The following is an 18,408-nucleotide window of genomic DNA, read 5'->3' on the forward strand; positions in this document are numbered from 1 at the left end:
ACACCGCCTTCTGCCTATTGCCAAATTGTATTGCTTGTCGTCCTTAGTGTCCGGGTACCTACATCAGTCGATTTTATTTAACTACTGTCAATATTTTATTTTCCAGCCTATAATGAACACCGTACGACTCTAACATCTTAAGAATGTTAGAAAGATTTAGGTTACGACTTATACGGCCGCCATACGTTTCGTTATTTGTTTTCACTTCATAACGGATCTCTACATCGTACCAGCGGCTTATTTGGCGCATAATGGTTTTTATGTCAGTATTATCAAATTCAAACCAGCCATTCTTCCAGGCCATTACCTGATCAATGTCCACGTTGTCTGTTACTTTAATGGCATTGTTAGCAGCAACAGCTTGCTGGCCGGGATTTAATATGGTAGCATTTTCATTGCCGATTGAACCCACTTTCACTTTTCCTTCTAACAGCGTTGTCTTTATCGTTTCTTCATCTTTATAGGCATTCACATTAAAGTGCGTGCCCAGTACTTCTATATCCTGGGTGCTTGTCTTTACATGAAAAGGCATTTTTTGCCCTGAGGGGAGTCGAAGGGTGGCTACCTCAAAATATCCTTCTCCATCCAGTTCTACTTCCCGCCGTTCACCTGTGAAGGTGGTAGGGAAACGCAGGGAGCTGGCTGAGTTCAACCATACCTTTGATCCATCTGGCAGGATCAACTGATACTGATTGCCCCGCGCAGTGGTGATGGTGTTGTATACCACAGCCGCCTGTTCGTTTTTGTTGCCTGCCCTTGCATACGATACCTGTCCGTTCAGGTTGATTACGGTTGTTCCACCCTGTTGTGAAATGGTGCCGTTGGCAGAGTCCAGTAAAATGGTGCGTCCATCAGCGAGGGTAAGCGTGGCTGCATCGCGACCGGGCGGAAGGTCGTGCGGTTTTGTTTTCGCCGTTTCATTATTAGGTAGCTGCTGGGGCTGTTTTTTAAATAACCAGAAGTAACTACCCGTGCCGATCGCTAATAACAATACTGCCGCCGCGGCTGCCAGGCTATAGTTTTTTCTTTTGAAGGGAACCACGACAGTATCCTCCATGCTGGCGGTTATCTTTTTATACATCTCCTGTCTTAAGGCGATCTCCTCTTCTGCTGACAGGTCAGTAGTACCTGCCAATTCCAACCGGCGGTAATATTCTTCAATCAATGTCTTTTCCGCAGGAGTGGCAGTGCCATCCTGGTATTTATCCAACATCCTATGAAATGCTATCTTGTCCATACTACTTATATATGTACCCAAACGATAGAGCCACCCTACGGAATTTGAAAAAATTTTTAAAGAAAATTATAACTGCTTCAATATCAGTGATGATCTAAAACAACAATTATTTGAGCTCTGCGCGTTACGTGCGAGGGTTAGGGGTATACTAGCTTTGTGGTGTAAGGAGAAGCATGTAGGAGGTTGGAGGTAAGAAGTAGGAGGTAAGAGGTAGGAAGTAAGAAGTAGGAGTTAAGATGTGGGAAGTAAAGGAATAAGAGGCGAGAAGTCAGAGGAATCGAATTTCGGTTTTTTTATATTTCATACATCGTACTTCATAATTCATACTTCATGATTAATAATTCATACATCAACTAAATAAAATTATAAACCAACACAGAATGAACACAGTACAGGAAAGTAACAAATCGATAGTTACCCGTTTTAACAAGGAGTTTATAGAGCAGGGAAACGTTCAGGCATTTGAAGAAATTGTGGCCACCGGTTTTGTGAATCGCAGTGCCGCTACTTTGAATATCCCGGCCGGGCGGGAAGGGATCAAAGATTATATCGTTGAGGTATTACACAAGGCATTATCTGATGTAAAGGTGGAGATCTTTGACCAGATCGCAGAAGGCGATACGGTGGTTACCCGAAAAGCCATTTCTGGTATTCAGGTAGGGGTGTTCTTAAATAACCCGCCCACCCATCAACGGATTACCATGCATTGTATTGACATTGTAAAGTTGAAGGATGGGAAGTATGTTGAGCATTGGCGCTATGGGCAAGTTATTTGTTAAAAGTTAAATGTCTTAAGTTGATTATTTTCAATTAATAAGGTTATACTTTTAGAGTTTGTTAGTTATTTAGTTCTTGAGTTTATAAGTTAATGCAAGTTTGAAAAATGAAGCGAACTTCAAACTAAAAAACTAAAGAACTAATTAACTGGCATTTCAATCAGCAAACTGCACCGAATATATCATCGGTAAATAGTTATTGATCACTTCCCAGTTCTCTCCGCGATCAGGTGAAAAGAACAGGTTGCCGGTAGTGGTGCCAAATACAACGGCGTTGCTGTCATTGACCAGGGCATGACGGTAAACGATATCAAAACAATTCTCCTGAGGTAACCCATTGCGCAATTGTTTCCAGGTTTTCCCTCCATCGTCGGTGCGGCAAATAACAAGCGCGCCATGGATAGCGGTACGGTTTACGTCGCTATCGGCAGGTGCTACCCAGGCCTGGTCGGGATTGTCGCCGGCTACGGCAATGGCAAAACCAAAACGGGCCGGGCCCTGGGGTTCACTTACGTCTATCCAGTTTTTGCCACCATCGGTACTGCGAAAGATGCCACAGTGATTCTGCTGCCACAGGAAATCAGGGTTACTGGGCGCGGCCACTACAATATGCGGGTCGAAACCTGTTTCAACGGTAGGGTCGGGCAGAAAATCGGCACTCATGCCTTTATTGCGGATAGCCCAGCTTTTACCAGCGTCAGTGGTCTCGAAGATACCGGCACAGCTGATGCCAATGTGAATATGATCTTCATCACGCGGATCAACAACAATGGAATGAATGCCCGGCAGGTCGCGGCCACCGCCAAACCAACCTTCTTTACGGGTGGGATGTTTCCATAACGATTCAACAAGTTGAAAGCTGTTGCCTCCATCTTCGCTCACGAACAAGCCACCGGGGTCTGTGCCTATCCATAACCGCGAGGTGTAGTTATTGCCGCCATGTGCCATTGACCACAAATAGCGGGTGGTGGCCGGCATGCCATCTTTCACTTCTTCACCTTCCGGATAAGCCGGGGCAGTTACTTCTTCCCAGCTTTTGCCCCTGTCTTTCGACCGTTGCAGTTTCACGCCCCAATGACCATGGTCCTGACAAGCCCACCAGGTTCCATTACGTGGGTCGGCATAAGCGATGGAAATAGGCACGCCTTCAAAGGAGCAACTTTCCATTGTCCATTGACCGTTATGAAAACGATAGGCAATTAATCCTTTTCGTGTTCCCAATAAAAGTGTTGATCTCATATGGAAATGTTGAATGTTGAATATCGAAGTATTTAGCCGCCCGATAGCGCCTGCATGATATAAATTTCACTGTTCTCCTGGAATGGATCACTGAGCTTTGTCCGGTCTTTGATCATAACGCCATCTATAAAGATGTTCACGTGTTGCCGCAAACGGCCCTGGTCATCCAGCACATATTTTGTTACACCGGGATAACTGGCCTCTATTTCCTGCAGAACAGCCGGAAGGGTTTTCCCGTTGGCTTTTGTATCAGCCAGTTTGGGAAAGAACCTTTTTAACGCATATGTGAATTTTACTAATGCCATTGCCTATTGCCCATTGCCTTCTCCTACTAAGCTAATCAATTCCTGAATTTCAACGGAATACATTATCGAAAAGAAGATAAACCGGGAAACGGGTCGGTTGAAGCGGGATTTTAAGGGCTTTAATCGTTCAAATACACACATATATATTATACAAATGTTACTAGCGTGCAATTTGTTATTAAATTACAGGGCGGCTATGTAACAACGCTTAATAAAGGCGGTTACATTCCGGTAATCTGACGTTTCATGACCCGGACACCCTTGGATTCAAACAGCGCTCAGGAAGATCTGTCGCTGATCGTTGCTATACGGTCAGGCGACTATGCTGCTTTTACCCTGCTCTATAATAAATACAGTCAGCCTTTAACGCATTATGGACTAAAATTCATTCCCGATCTGCCGGCGGTTGAAGATTGTTTGCATGATGTGTTCGTTTGGTTATGGGCAAACCGGCAAAAGCTCAACATGCATACCTCGGTAAAAAGCTATTTGTTCAAAACTGTACGCACTACCATGTTGCACTGGCTGCAAAAACAAAACCGGTTGTTGGGGCTGGACCCTGGCGACGAACCTGGCTATCCTTTCGAACTGCAACTAACCCCCGAAACGCTCGTGCTGCACAATGAAAGCCAACGACAATTAAAAAAGCAGCTGGAGGGTGTCCTGGGTTCCCTGACCGCCAAACAAAAAGAAGTGATCTACCTGCGTTATTATGAAGGGTTGAATTTTGAAGAAATAGCCCGTAATATGAACCTCTCGGTAAAGGCCTGCTATAAGCTGATGAGTCGCGCCATTTCCATCCTGCGCGAAAAGATCCCGGGGTCGTTAGTGATTCTGATCATTTTGGTACTATTCATCTCCTAAATTAAAAAAAAGTTGTGTAGTTAAATAGCTACGCGTATATTTGTAGTCAAATAGCTACACAATGAACCTCCGCAGAGACGTTTTTCAGGCAATAGCCGATCCAACCAGGAGAGCCATTTTATTATTGGTGGCTTCCCAATCAATGACCGCCGGTGCCATTGCGTCGAACTTCGACACAGCCCGGCCTACCGTTTCAAAACACCTGCAGATACTCACAGAATGCGAACTGCTGGAGCAAACGCAGAATGGCCGTGAGGTGTATTACCACTTCAATGCCAATAAAATGAAAGAGGTGGCTGACTTTATTGAGCCATTCCGGAAAATGTGGGATGACCGTTTTAATAAGATTGAATCAATAATGAAAAAATACAAAAGCAAATAATATGGAACGAAAAACAATGGTCAATGCCGAAACCGGCAAACAGGAACTGGTGATCACCCGGGAGTTTGATCTGCCATTGGAATTGCTTTTTAAAGCGTATATAGAACCCGAGATCATTGAACAATGGATGGGGACAAAAGTGCTGAAGTTCGATTGCAAAAAGCACGGTAGTTACCAATTGGAAACAACCGATCCTAAGGGAAATAAACACGGCTTCAATGGGGTGATACATGAGTTGGTGCCGGATAAGAAGATCTCGCGCACGTTTGAAATGGAAAATACGCCTTTTGGCATTCAACTGGAGATCTATGAATTTGAACCACTCACTGCGGAGACCAGCAAGCTGACCATGCATGTGATATATGAATCGGTTGAGCAAAGAGATCAGATCCTAAAAATGCCTTTTGCACAAGGTATAAATATGGCACATAACCGCATTGAACAAGTGTTACGTCAGGTAAAATAACATTTTATGGCAAAGAGTATAATAATGAATCCCCGGGTTGAATTCTTTTTTAAAAGCGTGAAGTGGCATCAGGAATATGAGCAATTGCGCATGATCGTTCTTGACAGCGGACTTACCGAAGAATTGAAATGGGGGTGTCCCTGTTATTCGGATTCGAAAAAGAACATCGTACTGATACATGGATTCAAAGATTATTGTGCCCTGTTGTTCTTCAAGGGTGCATTGTTGAAAGATCCCAAAGGGGTCCTTATTCAACAAACGAAAAATGTGCAATCGGCCCGTCAAATACGGTTCACCGATGTGAAGGAAATAGTGAAGCTGGCACCAACGCTTAAAAAGTATATTAAGGAAGCCATTGAAGTAGAAAAAGCCGGCCTGAAGGTGGAGCTTAAAAAAACAACCGACTTTCACGTGCCTGAGGAATTTCAGGTGAAATTAGATAAAATGCCTGCGTTGAAAAGAGCATTTAAAGAATTAACGCCTGGGCGCCAACGAGCCTACCTCTTTCATTTTTCTCAACCCAAGCAAGCCAAAACCCGCGAGGCAAGGGTAGAGAAATACCTGCAACAGATCCTTAGTGGAAAAGGACTGGATGATTAATTAACCCTAAAAAAACAAATCAACATGGAACAAACAAACAACAGATCCGAAAAAAGAAACAAGATCATTTATTGGATAGCTACCCTTTGGCTGTCATTGGGAATGGTAGCAACCGGCATAGTTCAGCTAATTCAGAATAAAGAAGAAGCAGCTATGTTCAGCCGCCTGGGCTACCCCATGTATTTACTTACTATAATTGGGGTTTGGAAAATGCTGGGGGTGATAGCAGTGTTAGTACCAAAATTTCCCCTGGTAAAAGAATGGGCGTATGCCGGCTTTTTCTTTGTTATGACCGGCGCTGTTTTTTCTCACCTGGCCATTGCAGATGCGCCCAAAGAATTGTTTGGTCCCATCCTGTTAATAGTGCTCACTATTATATCCTGGTATTTCAGACCCGCTAATAGAAAGGTTGTTCCACTTAATAAATAACACCATGAAAGAAACTAAAAAAGAGCTGTCGGCAGACCAGCGTACAGACCTGCTTACTATCTTGAAAACCCGTTTTGAGAAGAACAAAGGCCGTCATAAAGGCATTGAATGGGCCGATGTGCAGGCCAGGCTGGAAGCGAGTCCCAAAAAGCTTTGGTCGCTCGACGACATGGAAATTACCGGTGGCGAACCCGATGTAGTGGGGTATGATAAAAAAACGGATGAATACATTTTTGTCGATTGCTCGGCGGAAAGCCCAAAAGGCCGCAGAAGCCTTTGTTACGACCGCAAAGCATTAGATTCAAGAAAGGAACACAAGCCCCAGGACAGCGCTATGGATGTGGCCGCTGCCATGGGTATTGAATTGCTCACCGAAGAACAGTACCGGGCACTGCAGCAATTGGGTGAATTTGATACCAAAACCTCCAGCTGGATAGTAACCCCTGCCAGCATCAGACAACTCGGCGGCGCTGTTTTTTGTGATCGTCGTTATGATACGGTGTTCACGTATCACAATGGTGCGGAATCTTATTATGCGGCGAGAGGGTTTAGAGGAGCGTTGAGAGTATAAGACGGCAGACGGCAGACGGCAAACGGCAAACGGCAAACGGCAGACGGAAAGGCAATGGGCAATAGGCAATGGGCAATAGGCAATGGGAAAAAGCAATGGGTCACCTCGGCTAAGGCCTCGGGGACCAAGGGCAAGATGAATGAATAATAGGGGTGTCAGTGGTCTGTATACAAAAAATAAATATTTAAGATTCTTCCTTTTTCATGGGGTAATTTCTCAGGTGACTTCCTCTTAACTAACATACCCGCGCGGTGCCCGCCCGACTGAACGTCGTTCGGGCGGGATTTTTGATGCGAGCTTGCATTTCATTGTAAAACCATCATTAAATCAGTCACATGAGAAAATTAATATATGCCATGCATGTGGTAGCTATGCTATTACTGCTGACCAATATGGCAACTGCGCAGGGTATTTTAAAAGGTAAAATAACAAGCGAAAGCGGAGAGCCGCTGGCCAATGCATCCATTGTGGTCAGCGGTAACAAAGGCGGTACTTCAACCGATACTACGGGGGAATACCGCCTTTCTTTACCTGCTGGTACCCACAAAGTAATAATTACCAGTGTGGGCTTTAACCAGTATTCCATGACGGTTAAAATAGATAATGCTACTGTTACCCGGGATGTTGTTCTACAATTCGCCATTGCCGACCTCAGCGAAGTAGTGGTGGCAGTGGGCAGCCGCGCATCCCAACGAACTTTCACCACCACGCCATTACCGGTTGATAATATTAATGCCTCGGAGCTGCAAAGTGCCGGGCAATTGTCGTTTGATAAGGCCCTGCAATTACGAGTGCCTTCTTTCAATACGGTAAACACCCCGGTTAATGATGCCACCTCGTTGCTCGATCCGTATGAGATCAGGAATATGGGTCCCAGCCGCACCCTGATACTGGTGAATGGCAAACGCAAAAACCCCAGCGCCCTCGTATATATTCAAACCTCACCGGGCCGTGGTGAAACCGGCGCCGATCTGGCTGCCATTCCCACAGATGCCATCAAGCGGGTAGAGATCCTGCGGGATGGTGCTTCTGCCCAATATGGTTCCGATGCCATTGCCGGGGTAATGAACGTAATTTTGAAAGACCGCTTTGATTATACCAATTTTAAAATAGCCAGCGGCCTTACTCATAAAGGAGATGGATTTTCCATTTTGACCAGTTTGAATGGCGGCGCCAATTTTGGCAGCAAAGGATATATCAATTACACCATCAATTTTCAACGGGAGAACAAAACCAACCGTTCCGGTAACGTAGATGCCGAAGGCGATAATAACGACCTGAGCGCTGGTACCGCGGCCAGTTTGGTGGATGTAAAAAAATACCTCGACCGATTCCCCGATGCAAAGAATGTCAGCGGCACGCCTACCAGTACCGCCACCAAGTTCCTGGTGAATGCGGGTATTCCTGTAAGTGAAAATACCGACTTCTATGCCAATGCGGCGTATGTTTATAAAAAGGTGCAAAGCTATGCCAACTACCGCACGCCTTACTGGAAAGAGGACTATGGGTTACTGCATGATGCTGGTACGGAATACCTGGGATATGGGCCCACTTTTGAAGGCGACCTGAACGACTATAACGCTACGGTTGGTTTTAAAACAAACAAAAGCGGCTGGATGCACGACATCAGTTTTACAACCGGCGGAAACAAACAATTATATACAGTAGAGAATACCGTGAACCATTCGCTCGGGTCAAAAAGCCCCATCCGGTTCAAACCAGGCGGATATGCGTTTAACCATGTTGTAGGTAACATCGATATCTCAAAAGAAGTAACCGATAAATTCAACATAGGTTTTGGCAGTGAGTTCCGCAGTGAGAACTTCCAGATCTTTGCCGGCGATACCGCTTCTTATACAGGAGAAGGGGCCAACTCATTCCCCGGTGTAAATGAAATAAACGCCATTAAAGTGAATCGCTTCAATATCGGTGGTTATTTCGATATGAGCTATGATATCACCAAAGCCTTACTGGTAAATGGTACCATAAGACAGGAATACTATAGTGATTTTGGAAGCGCTTTTGTTTGGAAGATCAGCGGCCGGGCTAAAGTAGCCGGTGATAAACTCACCATTCGCTCCTCTATTTCAACTGGTTTCCGGGCTCCCAGTCTGCACCAGATAAACCTGCAGATAGCCCAGCAAAGTTTTGTGCCGGGGCAGGGTATTCAAACCAAAGGCATTGTAAGTAATAAAAGCCCACAGGCGCATTTATTAGGAGTACCTGCCTTAAAGCCGGAGAAATCAGTAAACTTCACCGCCGGGTTTGGCTTTAACCCAACAAAAAACCTGAGTGTTACAGTTGATTATTATCATATCGATATTAAAGACCGGATCATCCTCAGTTCCAATATCACCAATACGGCAGCCGGCAATACCGAACTGGACAACGTATTGAAGAATAATGGCATTGTTGGCGTGAGCTTCTTTACCAATGGCATTCGCACCAAAACAGAAGGTATTGATGTGGTGGCCAACTATAAGAACATCCCTATTAGCAATGTGGGCAAGTTAACGATCAACCTGGCCGGAAATTATACCCTGGCCAATGAGCTGGAAGGCAATGTTACCAATCCCAAACTGATCAGCGATGCCGGCCAGAGTACCATTGACCAGATACAGATTGCTCTGTTAACAACCAGCCGGCCCAAATACAAAGCCGTGCTGGGCGGTGACCTTACGGTAAGCAAGTGGAATTTCCTGTTGAACAATACGCTGTTTGGACCCACTACCTTCCGCAACGATGGACTGGATAAAAACCTGAAACTGGAGTTCCAGACCAAAGTATTGACCGATCTGACTATCGGATACCAGTTCAGCAATCGGGTAAATGCATCAATAGCAATAAATAACATATTCAATATAATACCGGAGTGGAAGTTAAAATCATTGAACAGCAGCGGCGACGCCATTTTAAGTGACGCGGCACAGGTGAAAAAGAATGTCAATGCCATTACTTTCAACGGTAGATATAGTATGGTAACTTATGATGGATCACATTTTAGTCAGCTGGGAACAACGTTTTTAGCGACGCTGAATTTTAAGTTGTAGATTGCCTGAAAACAAGGGAGCTGGCCTTGGGTGGCCAGCTTCCCTTTAAAAAGTATGATAACGTATACAACGTCAAAAACGAAAGCGGAACTGGAACAGATACTGGCGTTACAGAAACAGAACCTGGCAGTTGGTTTAACAAGTGAGCAGATTGCGGCCCAGGGTTTTGTAACGGTGTCGCATAGTTTTGAAGACCTGTATAAAATGAATGAAGTGGAAGCGCACGTGATTGCCAAAGAGAACGACCAGGTTATTGCATACCTGCTGGCCATGACCGTTCGTTCGCGGTTCGACATTCCTATTCTGCTTCCTATGTTCCAGTTATTTGAAGAAGTAACGTACCAGCATAAAAAGGTGGCTGACTATAATTATATGGTAGTAGGACAGGTTTGTGTTGCGGCTGATTACCGCGGGCAAGGTGTATTTGATGCCTGTTATGCGAAATATAAAAGTTATTTTAAAGACAAATATGATTTTGCCATTACAGAGATCGCAACCAGGAACCAGCGTTCTCTTAATGCGCACAAACGGGTAGGGTTTGAAACAATACATTCTTATATTGCTCCTGATGGCGAAGAGTGGAATATTGTATTATGGGACTGGTAAAAACTACAAACCACAAACCGTTACTAGTTAAGAACAAAGAATTTAAAATGGAAAAGTACTCTACATATCAAACAGAAGATTTTCTTAGAGACGATTCTTTTATCAATTGGGTGTTGGATCCCGAAGGGGAGAACAACCAGGAATGGACGAAATGGATGAATTCCAGTGCTGCAAAAAAGGAAGCAGCACGAAAGGCAGTTGATATAATCCGCACCTTTGATTTTAAAAAAGAGACAGTATCGGCTGAATTTTACAACAACCTGAAACAACGGATCGATAACACGATTGCCAGGGAACAGGCCATCCCTTTACAGCCCAAACGCTTTACAGGCGGTTGGATGAAAGCGGCAGCTGTAATTACCGCCTTATTGATCGGTGGGTTAGTACTTTATTATGTAAGAAAACCAGCTTATACCTATATTTCCACGCCCTATGCAGCAATTAAAACCGTATGGTTGCCTGATAGTTCAGAAGTAGTACTTAATGCAAATTCATCGATCCGGTTTAACAGGAAGCGCACAAATGGCAAACGGGAAGTATGGCTAACGGGTGAGGCCTTTTTTAAAGTGCGGCACATTGATAAAGCAGGGACTGCCCAACCATTTGCCGTATATGCCAGCGATGCGGTAATAGAAGTACTGGGCACCGAGTTCAATGTAAAGGCCATCAATAATACAACCGGTGTGCTGTTGCAGCAGGGGAAAGTTCGGTTCAGCATTCCTGCCAGCAATGCCACTACCATTATGCAACCTAATGAGTATTGCCAGTTTTCAACCGGGCAGGGAAAAATAAGTACCCGGGTGGCTAACCCAGTTCTGTTCACCTCCTGGCTGGACCACAAATACCGGTTCGAAAAGGCGACAGTACAGAATGTGTGTGAAACTTTGAAGGAATATTTTGGGTTCGATTTTATTATAGAAAGACCGGTGCTGAAAACACAGGTTATTTCAGGTACGCTTGAATTACAAAATTTGGAGACAACGTTGTTTGTACTGCATGAATTACTGCATACAACAATTGTTGCGACCAATAAACAGGTGGTTATCAAATAAGCTGAACCCCGCCAAAACTATTATAGAACGCAAGACGCAAACCTGAAAAAGCGTTTAGCGTTTTTTGATTATGAGAAAAAGCCTTTTTAAAAAATGGCTTATTGCATGTAATTTATCCCTATGCATGGTATTTACCGTGCAGGGGCAGCGGCTTGCGCCTAATAGCCTGCCCCTAAAAGACGTAATTGCCGCCTTGGAAAAGAAATTCCGGGTAAGCATTCTCTACCGCGAGCAACTGGTACAAAACAAGAAGGTGACCCCTGATACCGCTGGTTGCAACAATCCCGATAAAGCGCTGCACAACCTGTTAACCCCTTTCGGACTTACCTATAAAAAAGTATCGCCCACTCAAATTATCATCTCAGAAGGACCGTCTCATACGGAGAAGTATGTAAAAATGCCTGCTGAACAGCAAAACCTGTTACGTGGTACCGTTCACAATGAAAAGAACGAACCGGTGCCAGGAGTTTCCATTATTGTAATAGGAGTAGATAAAGGCACTGTTACCGATGCGCAGGGAAATTACGCGCTGCCGTTGGGAGATGGGAATCATAAGATCTATTTCAGCAGCGTTGGGTATGGGAGTTATATGACCTCGGTTAAAATGCAACAGGGAGAAGCGGTCAGAAATGTTACATTGAACAGCGCCATCACCGATCTTAGTGGGGTAGTGGTAGCTGTAGGTAGTCGCGCCAGCCAGCGTACTTTCACCAACACCTCGCTGCCTGTAGACAATATCAATGGCGCCGACCTGATCAGCACAGGTCAGTTAACGCTCGACAAAGCATTACAATATCGCGCTCCTTCGTTCAATACAGTGAACATGCCGGTGCATGATGCCACGTCTTTATCTGATCCATATGAGATCAGAAATATGGGACCCTGCCGAACGCTGATCTTGATAAATGGAAAAAGAAAGAACCCCGGTTCATTGGTGTATATCCAAACCTCACCCGGGCGAGGGGAAACAGAGACCGATCTCTCCGCCATTCCTCTTGAAGCTATAAAACGGGTAGAGATCCTGCGCGATGGCGCTTCTGCTCAATATGGGTCTGATGCCATTGCCGGCGTAATGAATATAATTTTGAAAGACCGGTATGAATATACCAGTTTCAAGACCAATACCGGTATTACCAGTAAAGGGGATGGTTTCTCTATTGCCAACAGCATTAATAGTGGGGTGAATATCGGTACAAAGGGATTTGCCAATTATACCATCAGTTTTCAAAAGGAGAACCGTACCAACCGGCCAGGTAAAGTAGATGCCGAACAGGATAACATCGACCTGGGTGATGGAACTGAAGCCGGACTGGAAAAAGTAAAAGCCTATCTGGCGCAATTTCCCGATGCACGCAATGTGAATGGTACTCCGGCCATTACTGCTGCCCGTTTTCTGGTGAATGCCGGCATTCCGGTAAATAATAACGCTTCTATTTATGCGAATGCGGCGTATGTGTACAAGAATATCCAGAGCTATGCCAACTATCGTACGGCATACTGGAAACAGGACCCCTATAATTTATTGCACGATACCACCGCTGACTACCTGGGGTATGGGCCAACCTTTGCCGGAGATCTGAATGATTATAATGCCACACTTGGATTTAAACAGGAAAAAGAATCCTGGACAACCGATATAAGCGCTACCATTGGCAGCAATAAACAATTGTATTCCGTTGACAATACCTGGAATCCGGCCCTGGGGGCGCAAAGCCCTACCACCTTCCGGCCCGGCGGGTATGGCTTTCATCATGCAGTGGGTAATATAGATATTACACATACTATAAACGAACAACTGGCCATTGCATTCGGTACGGAGTTTCGTCATGAGACCTTTACCATCATGGCAGGCGACAAGGCTTCCTGTGTGGGCGTGGGGCCTGTTTCGTTTTCTGGTATTGCTAACATCAACGCCAATACGTCAAACCGGTTTAATATGGGCGGCTACCTCGATGTTAGTTACGATCTGTCGAAAACAATGCTGCTGAATGCTACCGCCCGGCAGGAATATTACAATGATTTTGGCGGCGCTTTTGTATGGAAGGTCAGCGGCAGAAAAAAACTCCTTGGTGATAAAATGACTGTTCGCTCGTCGTTGTCAACCGGTTTTCGTGCACCGGGTTTGCAACAGGTGAACCTGCAAATAGTTCAACAGATCTTTACTCCCGGTATGGGCGTACAGTCAAAAGGAGTGGTAAGTAATAAGAGTATGCAGGCCCAGGTTTTAGGCGTGCCTGCCCTGAAGCCGGAACAATCGCTGAATTTTACTGCTGGAATTGGATTGCGCCCATCCCGTAATTTCAGTATCACGCTGGATTATTATAATATCAATATTAAAGACCGGATCATTTTAAGTGCTGATATTGCCCATACTGCCAATAAAAACACCCAGCTCGATACCGTATTAAGTGCCAATGGCATCATTGGCGTGAGTTTTTTTACCAATGGCATCAGCACCAATACACAGGGGCTCGATCTGGTGGCATCCTTTAAAAACATCCGCGTATTTAACACCGGCCGGGTTGCTTTTAACCTTGCTGGTAATTATACCATGGCCAATAAATTGTCAGGCGTGGTGGCCAATCCTAAATTGATAGAAGAAGCAGGGCAGGAGGTTTTTGATTATATGCAGGAAGCGTTATTGTTAACGAGCCGGCCAAAGTTCAAAGCCATCCTGGGTAGTGATCTTACGATAGGAAAAGTGAGTGTTAGTATCAATAATACCTTGTTTGGTCCGGCAACCTTCCGCAGTGCGGGGCTCGACCGGAATATAAAAATGGTCTTTAGAACAAAGCTGCTTACAGATGGGCATTTCAGCTATCAATTTATCCCCTGGCTGGGCGCCTCCTTTGCCATAAATAATATGTTCAATGTGCTGCCCGAATATGTATTGAAGCCATTGAACAGTGCCGGTCAACAGGTATTGAATGACCCGGTTGGTCTCAGACGGAATGTCAATGCGGTGACCTTTAACGGCCGCTACCACATTGCTACTTATGATGGATCTCACTTTAGTCAGTCGGGTACTACTTTTCTGCTGACCATTAATTGCAAATTATAACAAGAAACAATATTTTGTGCAGCATAACGCTAAAGTTGTATCACTTGAAGAAATTGTTAGATAGTCCCTCCATAAAACATTTCTCCTGTACATTTGTTCGTAGAAATCAAGCAAATGATCGCAGAACAACAACGGCTACAGGATCCCAGCTGGAAAAGATGGGGCTCTTATGTTTCAGACAGGCAATGGGGCACTGTTCGGGAAGATTACAGCGCCAATGGCGATGCCTGGAATTATACTACCCACGATATGGCCCGCAGCAAAGCCTGGCGCTGGGGTGAGGAAGGCATTGCTGGTATTTGCGATGATAAACAGCTGTTGTGTTTTTCCCTGGCATTATGGAATAAAAGAGATATCATTCTGAAAGAAAGGTTGTTTGGTTTGAACAACCAACAGGGCAATCATGGCGAAGATGTAAAAGAGATCTATTATTACCTCGATGCCACGCCTACCCATTCGTACATGAAAATGTTGTACAAGTATCCGCAACTGGAGTTTCCATATGAATGGCTGATACAGGAGAATGGCCGTCGCAGCCGGCAGGAACCCGAGTTTGAATTGATAGATACCGGCATCTTCGATGATGATAAATACTTCGATGTGTTTGTGGAGTATGCAAAGGCCGGCACCGATGATATCCTTATAAAGATAACCATCCACAATCGTGGTAAGGATGCGGCCAGTTTGCACGTATTGCCCACCGTATGGTTTCGGAATACGTGGACCTGGGGACGACACGATTATAAACCAACTTTATATAAGAACGGTGATCATGCCATTCGTATTGATCACGAACGCCTGGAGGTGTCATCCTTGTATTTTCAGGGCGCAGGTACCATGTTGTTTTGCGACAATGAAACCAATAACCTGCGGTTGTATGACCATGACGATAAACAATCATTTCCAAAAGATGGTATCGGGGATTATCTGATTCATGGCAAAAAAACGGTGAACACCGCCATGATGGGCACCAAAGCGGCCATTAATTATGAACTCTCTATTCCCGGCGGTGCTTCCCATACGCTGCGTCTGCGGTTAAGCGATCAACATCATCCCAATGCATTCGATGATTTTGATGCCATCTTTGAATCGCTTTTTGCCCAACGCATAGCAGAAGCCGATGCCTTTTATGCCGATCTGCAAAAAGACATTCCTACCGATGATGAAAAACTTATTTTCCGGCAGGCTATAGCCGGCATGTTGTGGAATAAACAATTCTATTCGTATAAAGTACAACAGTGGCTCGATGGGGATCCTTCATTGCCCACCCCGCCTTCAGAACGCTGGCAGGGCCGCAATAACGACTGGAAGCAACTCAATAATGAGGATATTATCTCAGTGCCCGATAAATGGGAGTTTCCCTGGTATGCAGCCTGGGACCTCGGTTTTCATTGTGTTACCCTTGGGTTGGTTGACCCGGATTTTGCCAAACAGCAACTCCAGTTATTGACTGAGGAATGGTATATGCATCCCTCGGGCATGTTGCCTGCCTATGAATGGTCATTGGGCGATGCCAATCCGCCTATCCATGCCGGTGCCGTATTCAGGATCTTCCGGATGGATGCAAAAGCCAAAGGCGTAAAAGATTATGCGTTCCTGGAATCGCTGTTTCATAAACTGCTCATCAACTTCACCTGGTGGGTGAACCGGAAGGATAAGGAAGGTAATAATATCTTTGAAGGAGGTTTCCTGGGGCTGGATAATATCGGGGTGTTCGACAGAAGCGCACCTTTGCCGGAAGTGGTGCATGCCGAACAGGCAGATGGTACCAGCTGGATGGCGACGTATGCCCTGAACATGCTGCACATTTCACTGGAGCTGGCTACTTACAATAAAGCCTACACGGGAATGGCCACCAAATTTTTTGAACATTTCCTGTACATCGCCGGTGCCATGGCCAGCATGGGTAAGAACAATACCGGGTTGTGGGATGAGGAAGATGAATTCTTTTACGATCAGGTACGCGTGAAAAATAACCAGATCATAAAACTGAAAGTGAAAAGCATGGTGGGACTGATCCCCCTGTTTGCAGTAGAAGTGATCACCCGCGAAACGTTGGACAATAACCCGGTATTTGCCGAACGCATGAACTGGTTCCTGCGCCACCGGCCCGACCTGGCCTTGCTGGTATCGCGCTGGTATGAAGAAGGTAAACAGGATACGCACCTGCTGGGATTATTGGGTGGGCACCGCATGAAAAGATTGTTGAGCCATATGCTTGATGAAACGGCTTTTCTGAGTGACTATGGCATCCGGTCAATGTCGAAAGAATATGCCAAACATCCTTATACGATCAATATAAACGGGGCGCCTATGTGTGTGCCGTATGTGCCGGGTGATAGTGATAGTGCTATGTTTGGCGGTAATTCAAACTGGCGCGGACCGGTTTGGATGCCAATGAATTTCCTGCTTATTGAAAGCTTGCGCAAATATCATTTCTATTATAGTGACGATTTTAAAATAGAATATCCAACTGCTTCCGGGAATTTTCTAACGTTGAAGCAGGTGGGCAATGAGATCGCCTGCCGGTTGTTACGCATCTTCCAGCGAAATGAAGAAGGCAAGCGTCCGGTACTGGGGTCGCACCCGAAATTTCAAAACGATCCACACTTCAGGGATTACATTTTATTCCATGAATTTTTCCATGGCGATACCGGCCGGGGACTGGGCGCCTCGCATCAAACCGGTTGGACGGGGCTCATTGCGAATTTGATCATAATGAAGAATCAGCCGTAAGAAGTGGCAATGGGTAAACGGCAAATGGCAGACAGCGGACGGCAGAAGATGGCCAAGATCTGTAAGAGCCTGTCCGCCTTTGGCGGATTCGCTATTTGGCTTACCATTTAAGTGGACGGTCGGGGTGAATGGTGAGTAAACTCAAAATTATTTGTGCCTTCCGAGAGTAATCGCGAGCCCACTCACAACTCACAACCGGTACCTTCCAACCTGAAAAGGGTATCCGGTAACTGGACTTCCGTAACAAGTAACCCTTATTATTCATAAACTTATCTTCATATCTTCCCACTATCTTAGTAAATTCGCATTCCATTACCGTTGCAAATTCAGCGCATCCTGCGCCTTTATCCACCAATGATTGATGAGTCATACCAGTTACAGGTTAATAGCTGTTAGCCAAAAACTAATTATTGTAAACTGAACTGCGTCCAATAATGGAGAACGAGTTGTGTAAACGGATAGCAGACGGCGACGAAGAGGCTTTTGCCAGCCTTTTTAACCGGTATTATCCTTTATTACGTCCTTTTATATTGAAGTTTACGCATTCTGCAGATAAAACGGAAGAGATGCTGCAGGAGACCTTTCTGCGCGTATGGTTGAACCGGGACCAACTCCCCGAAGTAGAAAACCTGCAAGCCTGGATCTTTACCATTGCCTCCCGCCAGTGTTTACATGCCATAAGAACAGAATTGAACCATCGCAAAAAATTAGCCGCCCTGCAGGTCCGGGAAAGCGATCGGGAAGCCAGTACACCGCTGGATGTTACCCAGCTCGCCGAAATAAGCCGGCTGGTATCACAGGCCGTTAATAATATGCCACCCCAGCGCCAGCGCATTTACCGCATGAGCCGGGAAGAAGGACTCAAACCTGCTGCCATTGCCGAAGCGCTTTCATTATCAGTAGCTACCGTGAAGAATGCCCTTGTGACTGCCCTGAAAGACATCCGTCATCACCTCGGCGCGGCCGGTCATACCATTAGCCTCGTATTTATATTAATAATGTTTTTTTAACAATTATTTCAATTTCAATAGTAC

Annotated in this window: 16 protein-coding genes; 13 read left to right on the forward strand and 3 right to left on the reverse strand. The window is 45.3% G+C overall.

Features of this window, described 5'->3' with window-relative positions; all coding sequences use genetic code 11:
• Window positions 1-73: 73 nt before the first annotated feature.
• The gene (locus J7I42_RS28035) at window positions 74-1,237 is read right to left on the reverse strand and encodes a FecR family protein (protein ID WP_209142463.1); all 1,164 of its coding nucleotides are present in this window, start codon (window positions 1,235-1,237) and stop codon (window positions 74-76) included.
• Window positions 1,238-1,617: 380 nt separating this feature from the next.
• Between J7I42_RS28035 and J7I42_RS28040 the strand changes: the two genes are divergently transcribed.
• Complete coding sequence (locus J7I42_RS28040; RefSeq protein ID WP_209142465.1) at window positions 1,618-2,016, forward strand: ester cyclase; 399 nt, start codon at window positions 1,618-1,620, stop codon at window positions 2,014-2,016.
• Between the two features lie 153 nt (window positions 2,017-2,169).
• Here J7I42_RS28040 and J7I42_RS28045 read toward each other — a convergent pair whose 3' ends face one another.
• On the reverse strand, window positions 2,170-3,252 hold the full coding sequence (locus J7I42_RS28045) for a WD40/YVTN/BNR-like repeat-containing protein (protein WP_209142467.1): 1,083 nt from the start codon (window positions 3,250-3,252) through the stop codon (window positions 2,170-2,172).
• 32 nt (window positions 3,253-3,284) lie between these two features.
• A complete protein-coding gene (locus tag J7I42_RS28050; RefSeq protein WP_209142469.1) occupies window positions 3,285-3,557 on the reverse strand; it encodes a MoaD/ThiS family protein in 273 nt (90 codons plus the stop codon).
• A gap of 246 nt (window positions 3,558-3,803) precedes the next feature.
• Between J7I42_RS28050 and J7I42_RS28055 the strand changes: the two genes are divergently transcribed.
• The 12 genes from J7I42_RS28055 to J7I42_RS28110 all read left to right on the forward strand — a co-directional run bounded on the left by J7I42_RS28055 (window position 3,804) and on the right by J7I42_RS28110 (window position 18,384).
• Entirely contained in the window at window positions 3,804-4,421 is a 618-nt protein-coding gene (locus J7I42_RS28055; RefSeq protein ID WP_209142471.1) for an RNA polymerase sigma factor, read from the forward strand.
• 61 nt (window positions 4,422-4,482) lie between these two features.
• Entirely contained in the window at window positions 4,483-4,803 is a 321-nt protein-coding gene (locus J7I42_RS28060; protein WP_209142473.1) for an ArsR/SmtB family transcription factor, read from the forward strand.
• A 1-nt stretch (window position 4,804) separates the two neighbouring features.
• The gene (locus tag J7I42_RS28065) at window positions 4,805-5,269 is read left to right on the forward strand and encodes an SRPBCC family protein (RefSeq protein ID WP_209142475.1); all 465 of its coding nucleotides are present in this window, start codon (window positions 4,805-4,807) and stop codon (window positions 5,267-5,269) included.
• 6 nt (window positions 5,270-5,275) lie between these two features.
• On the forward strand, window positions 5,276-5,869 hold the full coding sequence (locus J7I42_RS28070) for a YdeI/OmpD-associated family protein (RefSeq protein WP_209142477.1): 594 nt from the start codon (window positions 5,276-5,278) through the stop codon (window positions 5,867-5,869).
• 24 nt (window positions 5,870-5,893) lie between these two features.
• Complete coding sequence (locus J7I42_RS28075; RefSeq protein ID WP_209142479.1) at window positions 5,894-6,298, forward strand: DoxX family protein; 405 nt, start codon at window positions 5,894-5,896, stop codon at window positions 6,296-6,298.
• A gap of 4 nt (window positions 6,299-6,302) precedes the next feature.
• Window positions 6,303-6,869, forward strand: a complete 567-nt coding sequence (locus tag J7I42_RS28080) for a DUF4256 domain-containing protein (RefSeq protein ID WP_209142481.1) — start codon at window positions 6,303-6,305, stop codon at window positions 6,867-6,869.
• 335 nt (window positions 6,870-7,204) lie between these two features.
• The gene (locus tag J7I42_RS28085; protein ID WP_209142483.1) at window positions 7,205-9,919 is read left to right on the forward strand and encodes a TonB-dependent receptor; all 2,715 of its coding nucleotides are present in this window, start codon (window positions 7,205-7,207) and stop codon (window positions 9,917-9,919) included.
• 54 nt (window positions 9,920-9,973) lie between these two features.
• Window positions 9,974-10,525 carry a GNAT family N-acetyltransferase gene (locus J7I42_RS28090; protein WP_209142485.1) on the forward strand — a complete coding sequence of 184 codons (552 nt, stop codon included), beginning with the start codon at window positions 9,974-9,976 and terminating at the stop codon, window positions 10,523-10,525.
• Window positions 10,526-10,572: 47 nt separating this feature from the next.
• Window positions 10,573-11,577, forward strand: a complete 1,005-nt coding sequence (locus tag J7I42_RS28095; RefSeq protein WP_209142487.1) for a FecR family protein — start codon at window positions 10,573-10,575, stop codon at window positions 11,575-11,577.
• A 124-nt stretch (window positions 11,578-11,701) separates the two neighbouring features.
• Window positions 11,702-14,638, forward strand: coding sequence for a TonB-dependent receptor (locus J7I42_RS28100; protein ID WP_209142489.1), 2,937 nt, complete (start codon window positions 11,702-11,704; stop codon window positions 14,636-14,638).
• A gap of 114 nt (window positions 14,639-14,752) precedes the next feature.
• The gene (locus J7I42_RS28105; RefSeq protein ID WP_209142491.1) at window positions 14,753-17,374 is read left to right on the forward strand and encodes an MGH1-like glycoside hydrolase domain-containing protein; all 2,622 of its coding nucleotides are present in this window, start codon (window positions 14,753-14,755) and stop codon (window positions 17,372-17,374) included.
• A gap of 434 nt (window positions 17,375-17,808) precedes the next feature.
• A complete protein-coding gene (locus J7I42_RS28110) occupies window positions 17,809-18,384 on the forward strand; it encodes an RNA polymerase sigma factor (protein WP_209142493.1) in 576 nt (191 codons plus the stop codon).
• Window positions 18,385-18,408: the final 24 nt, after the last annotated feature.

The organism is Niastella soli (genome assembly GCF_017742245.1).
GTDB classification, from domain to species: domain Bacteria; phylum Bacteroidota; class Bacteroidia; order Chitinophagales; family Chitinophagaceae; genus Niastella; species Niastella soli.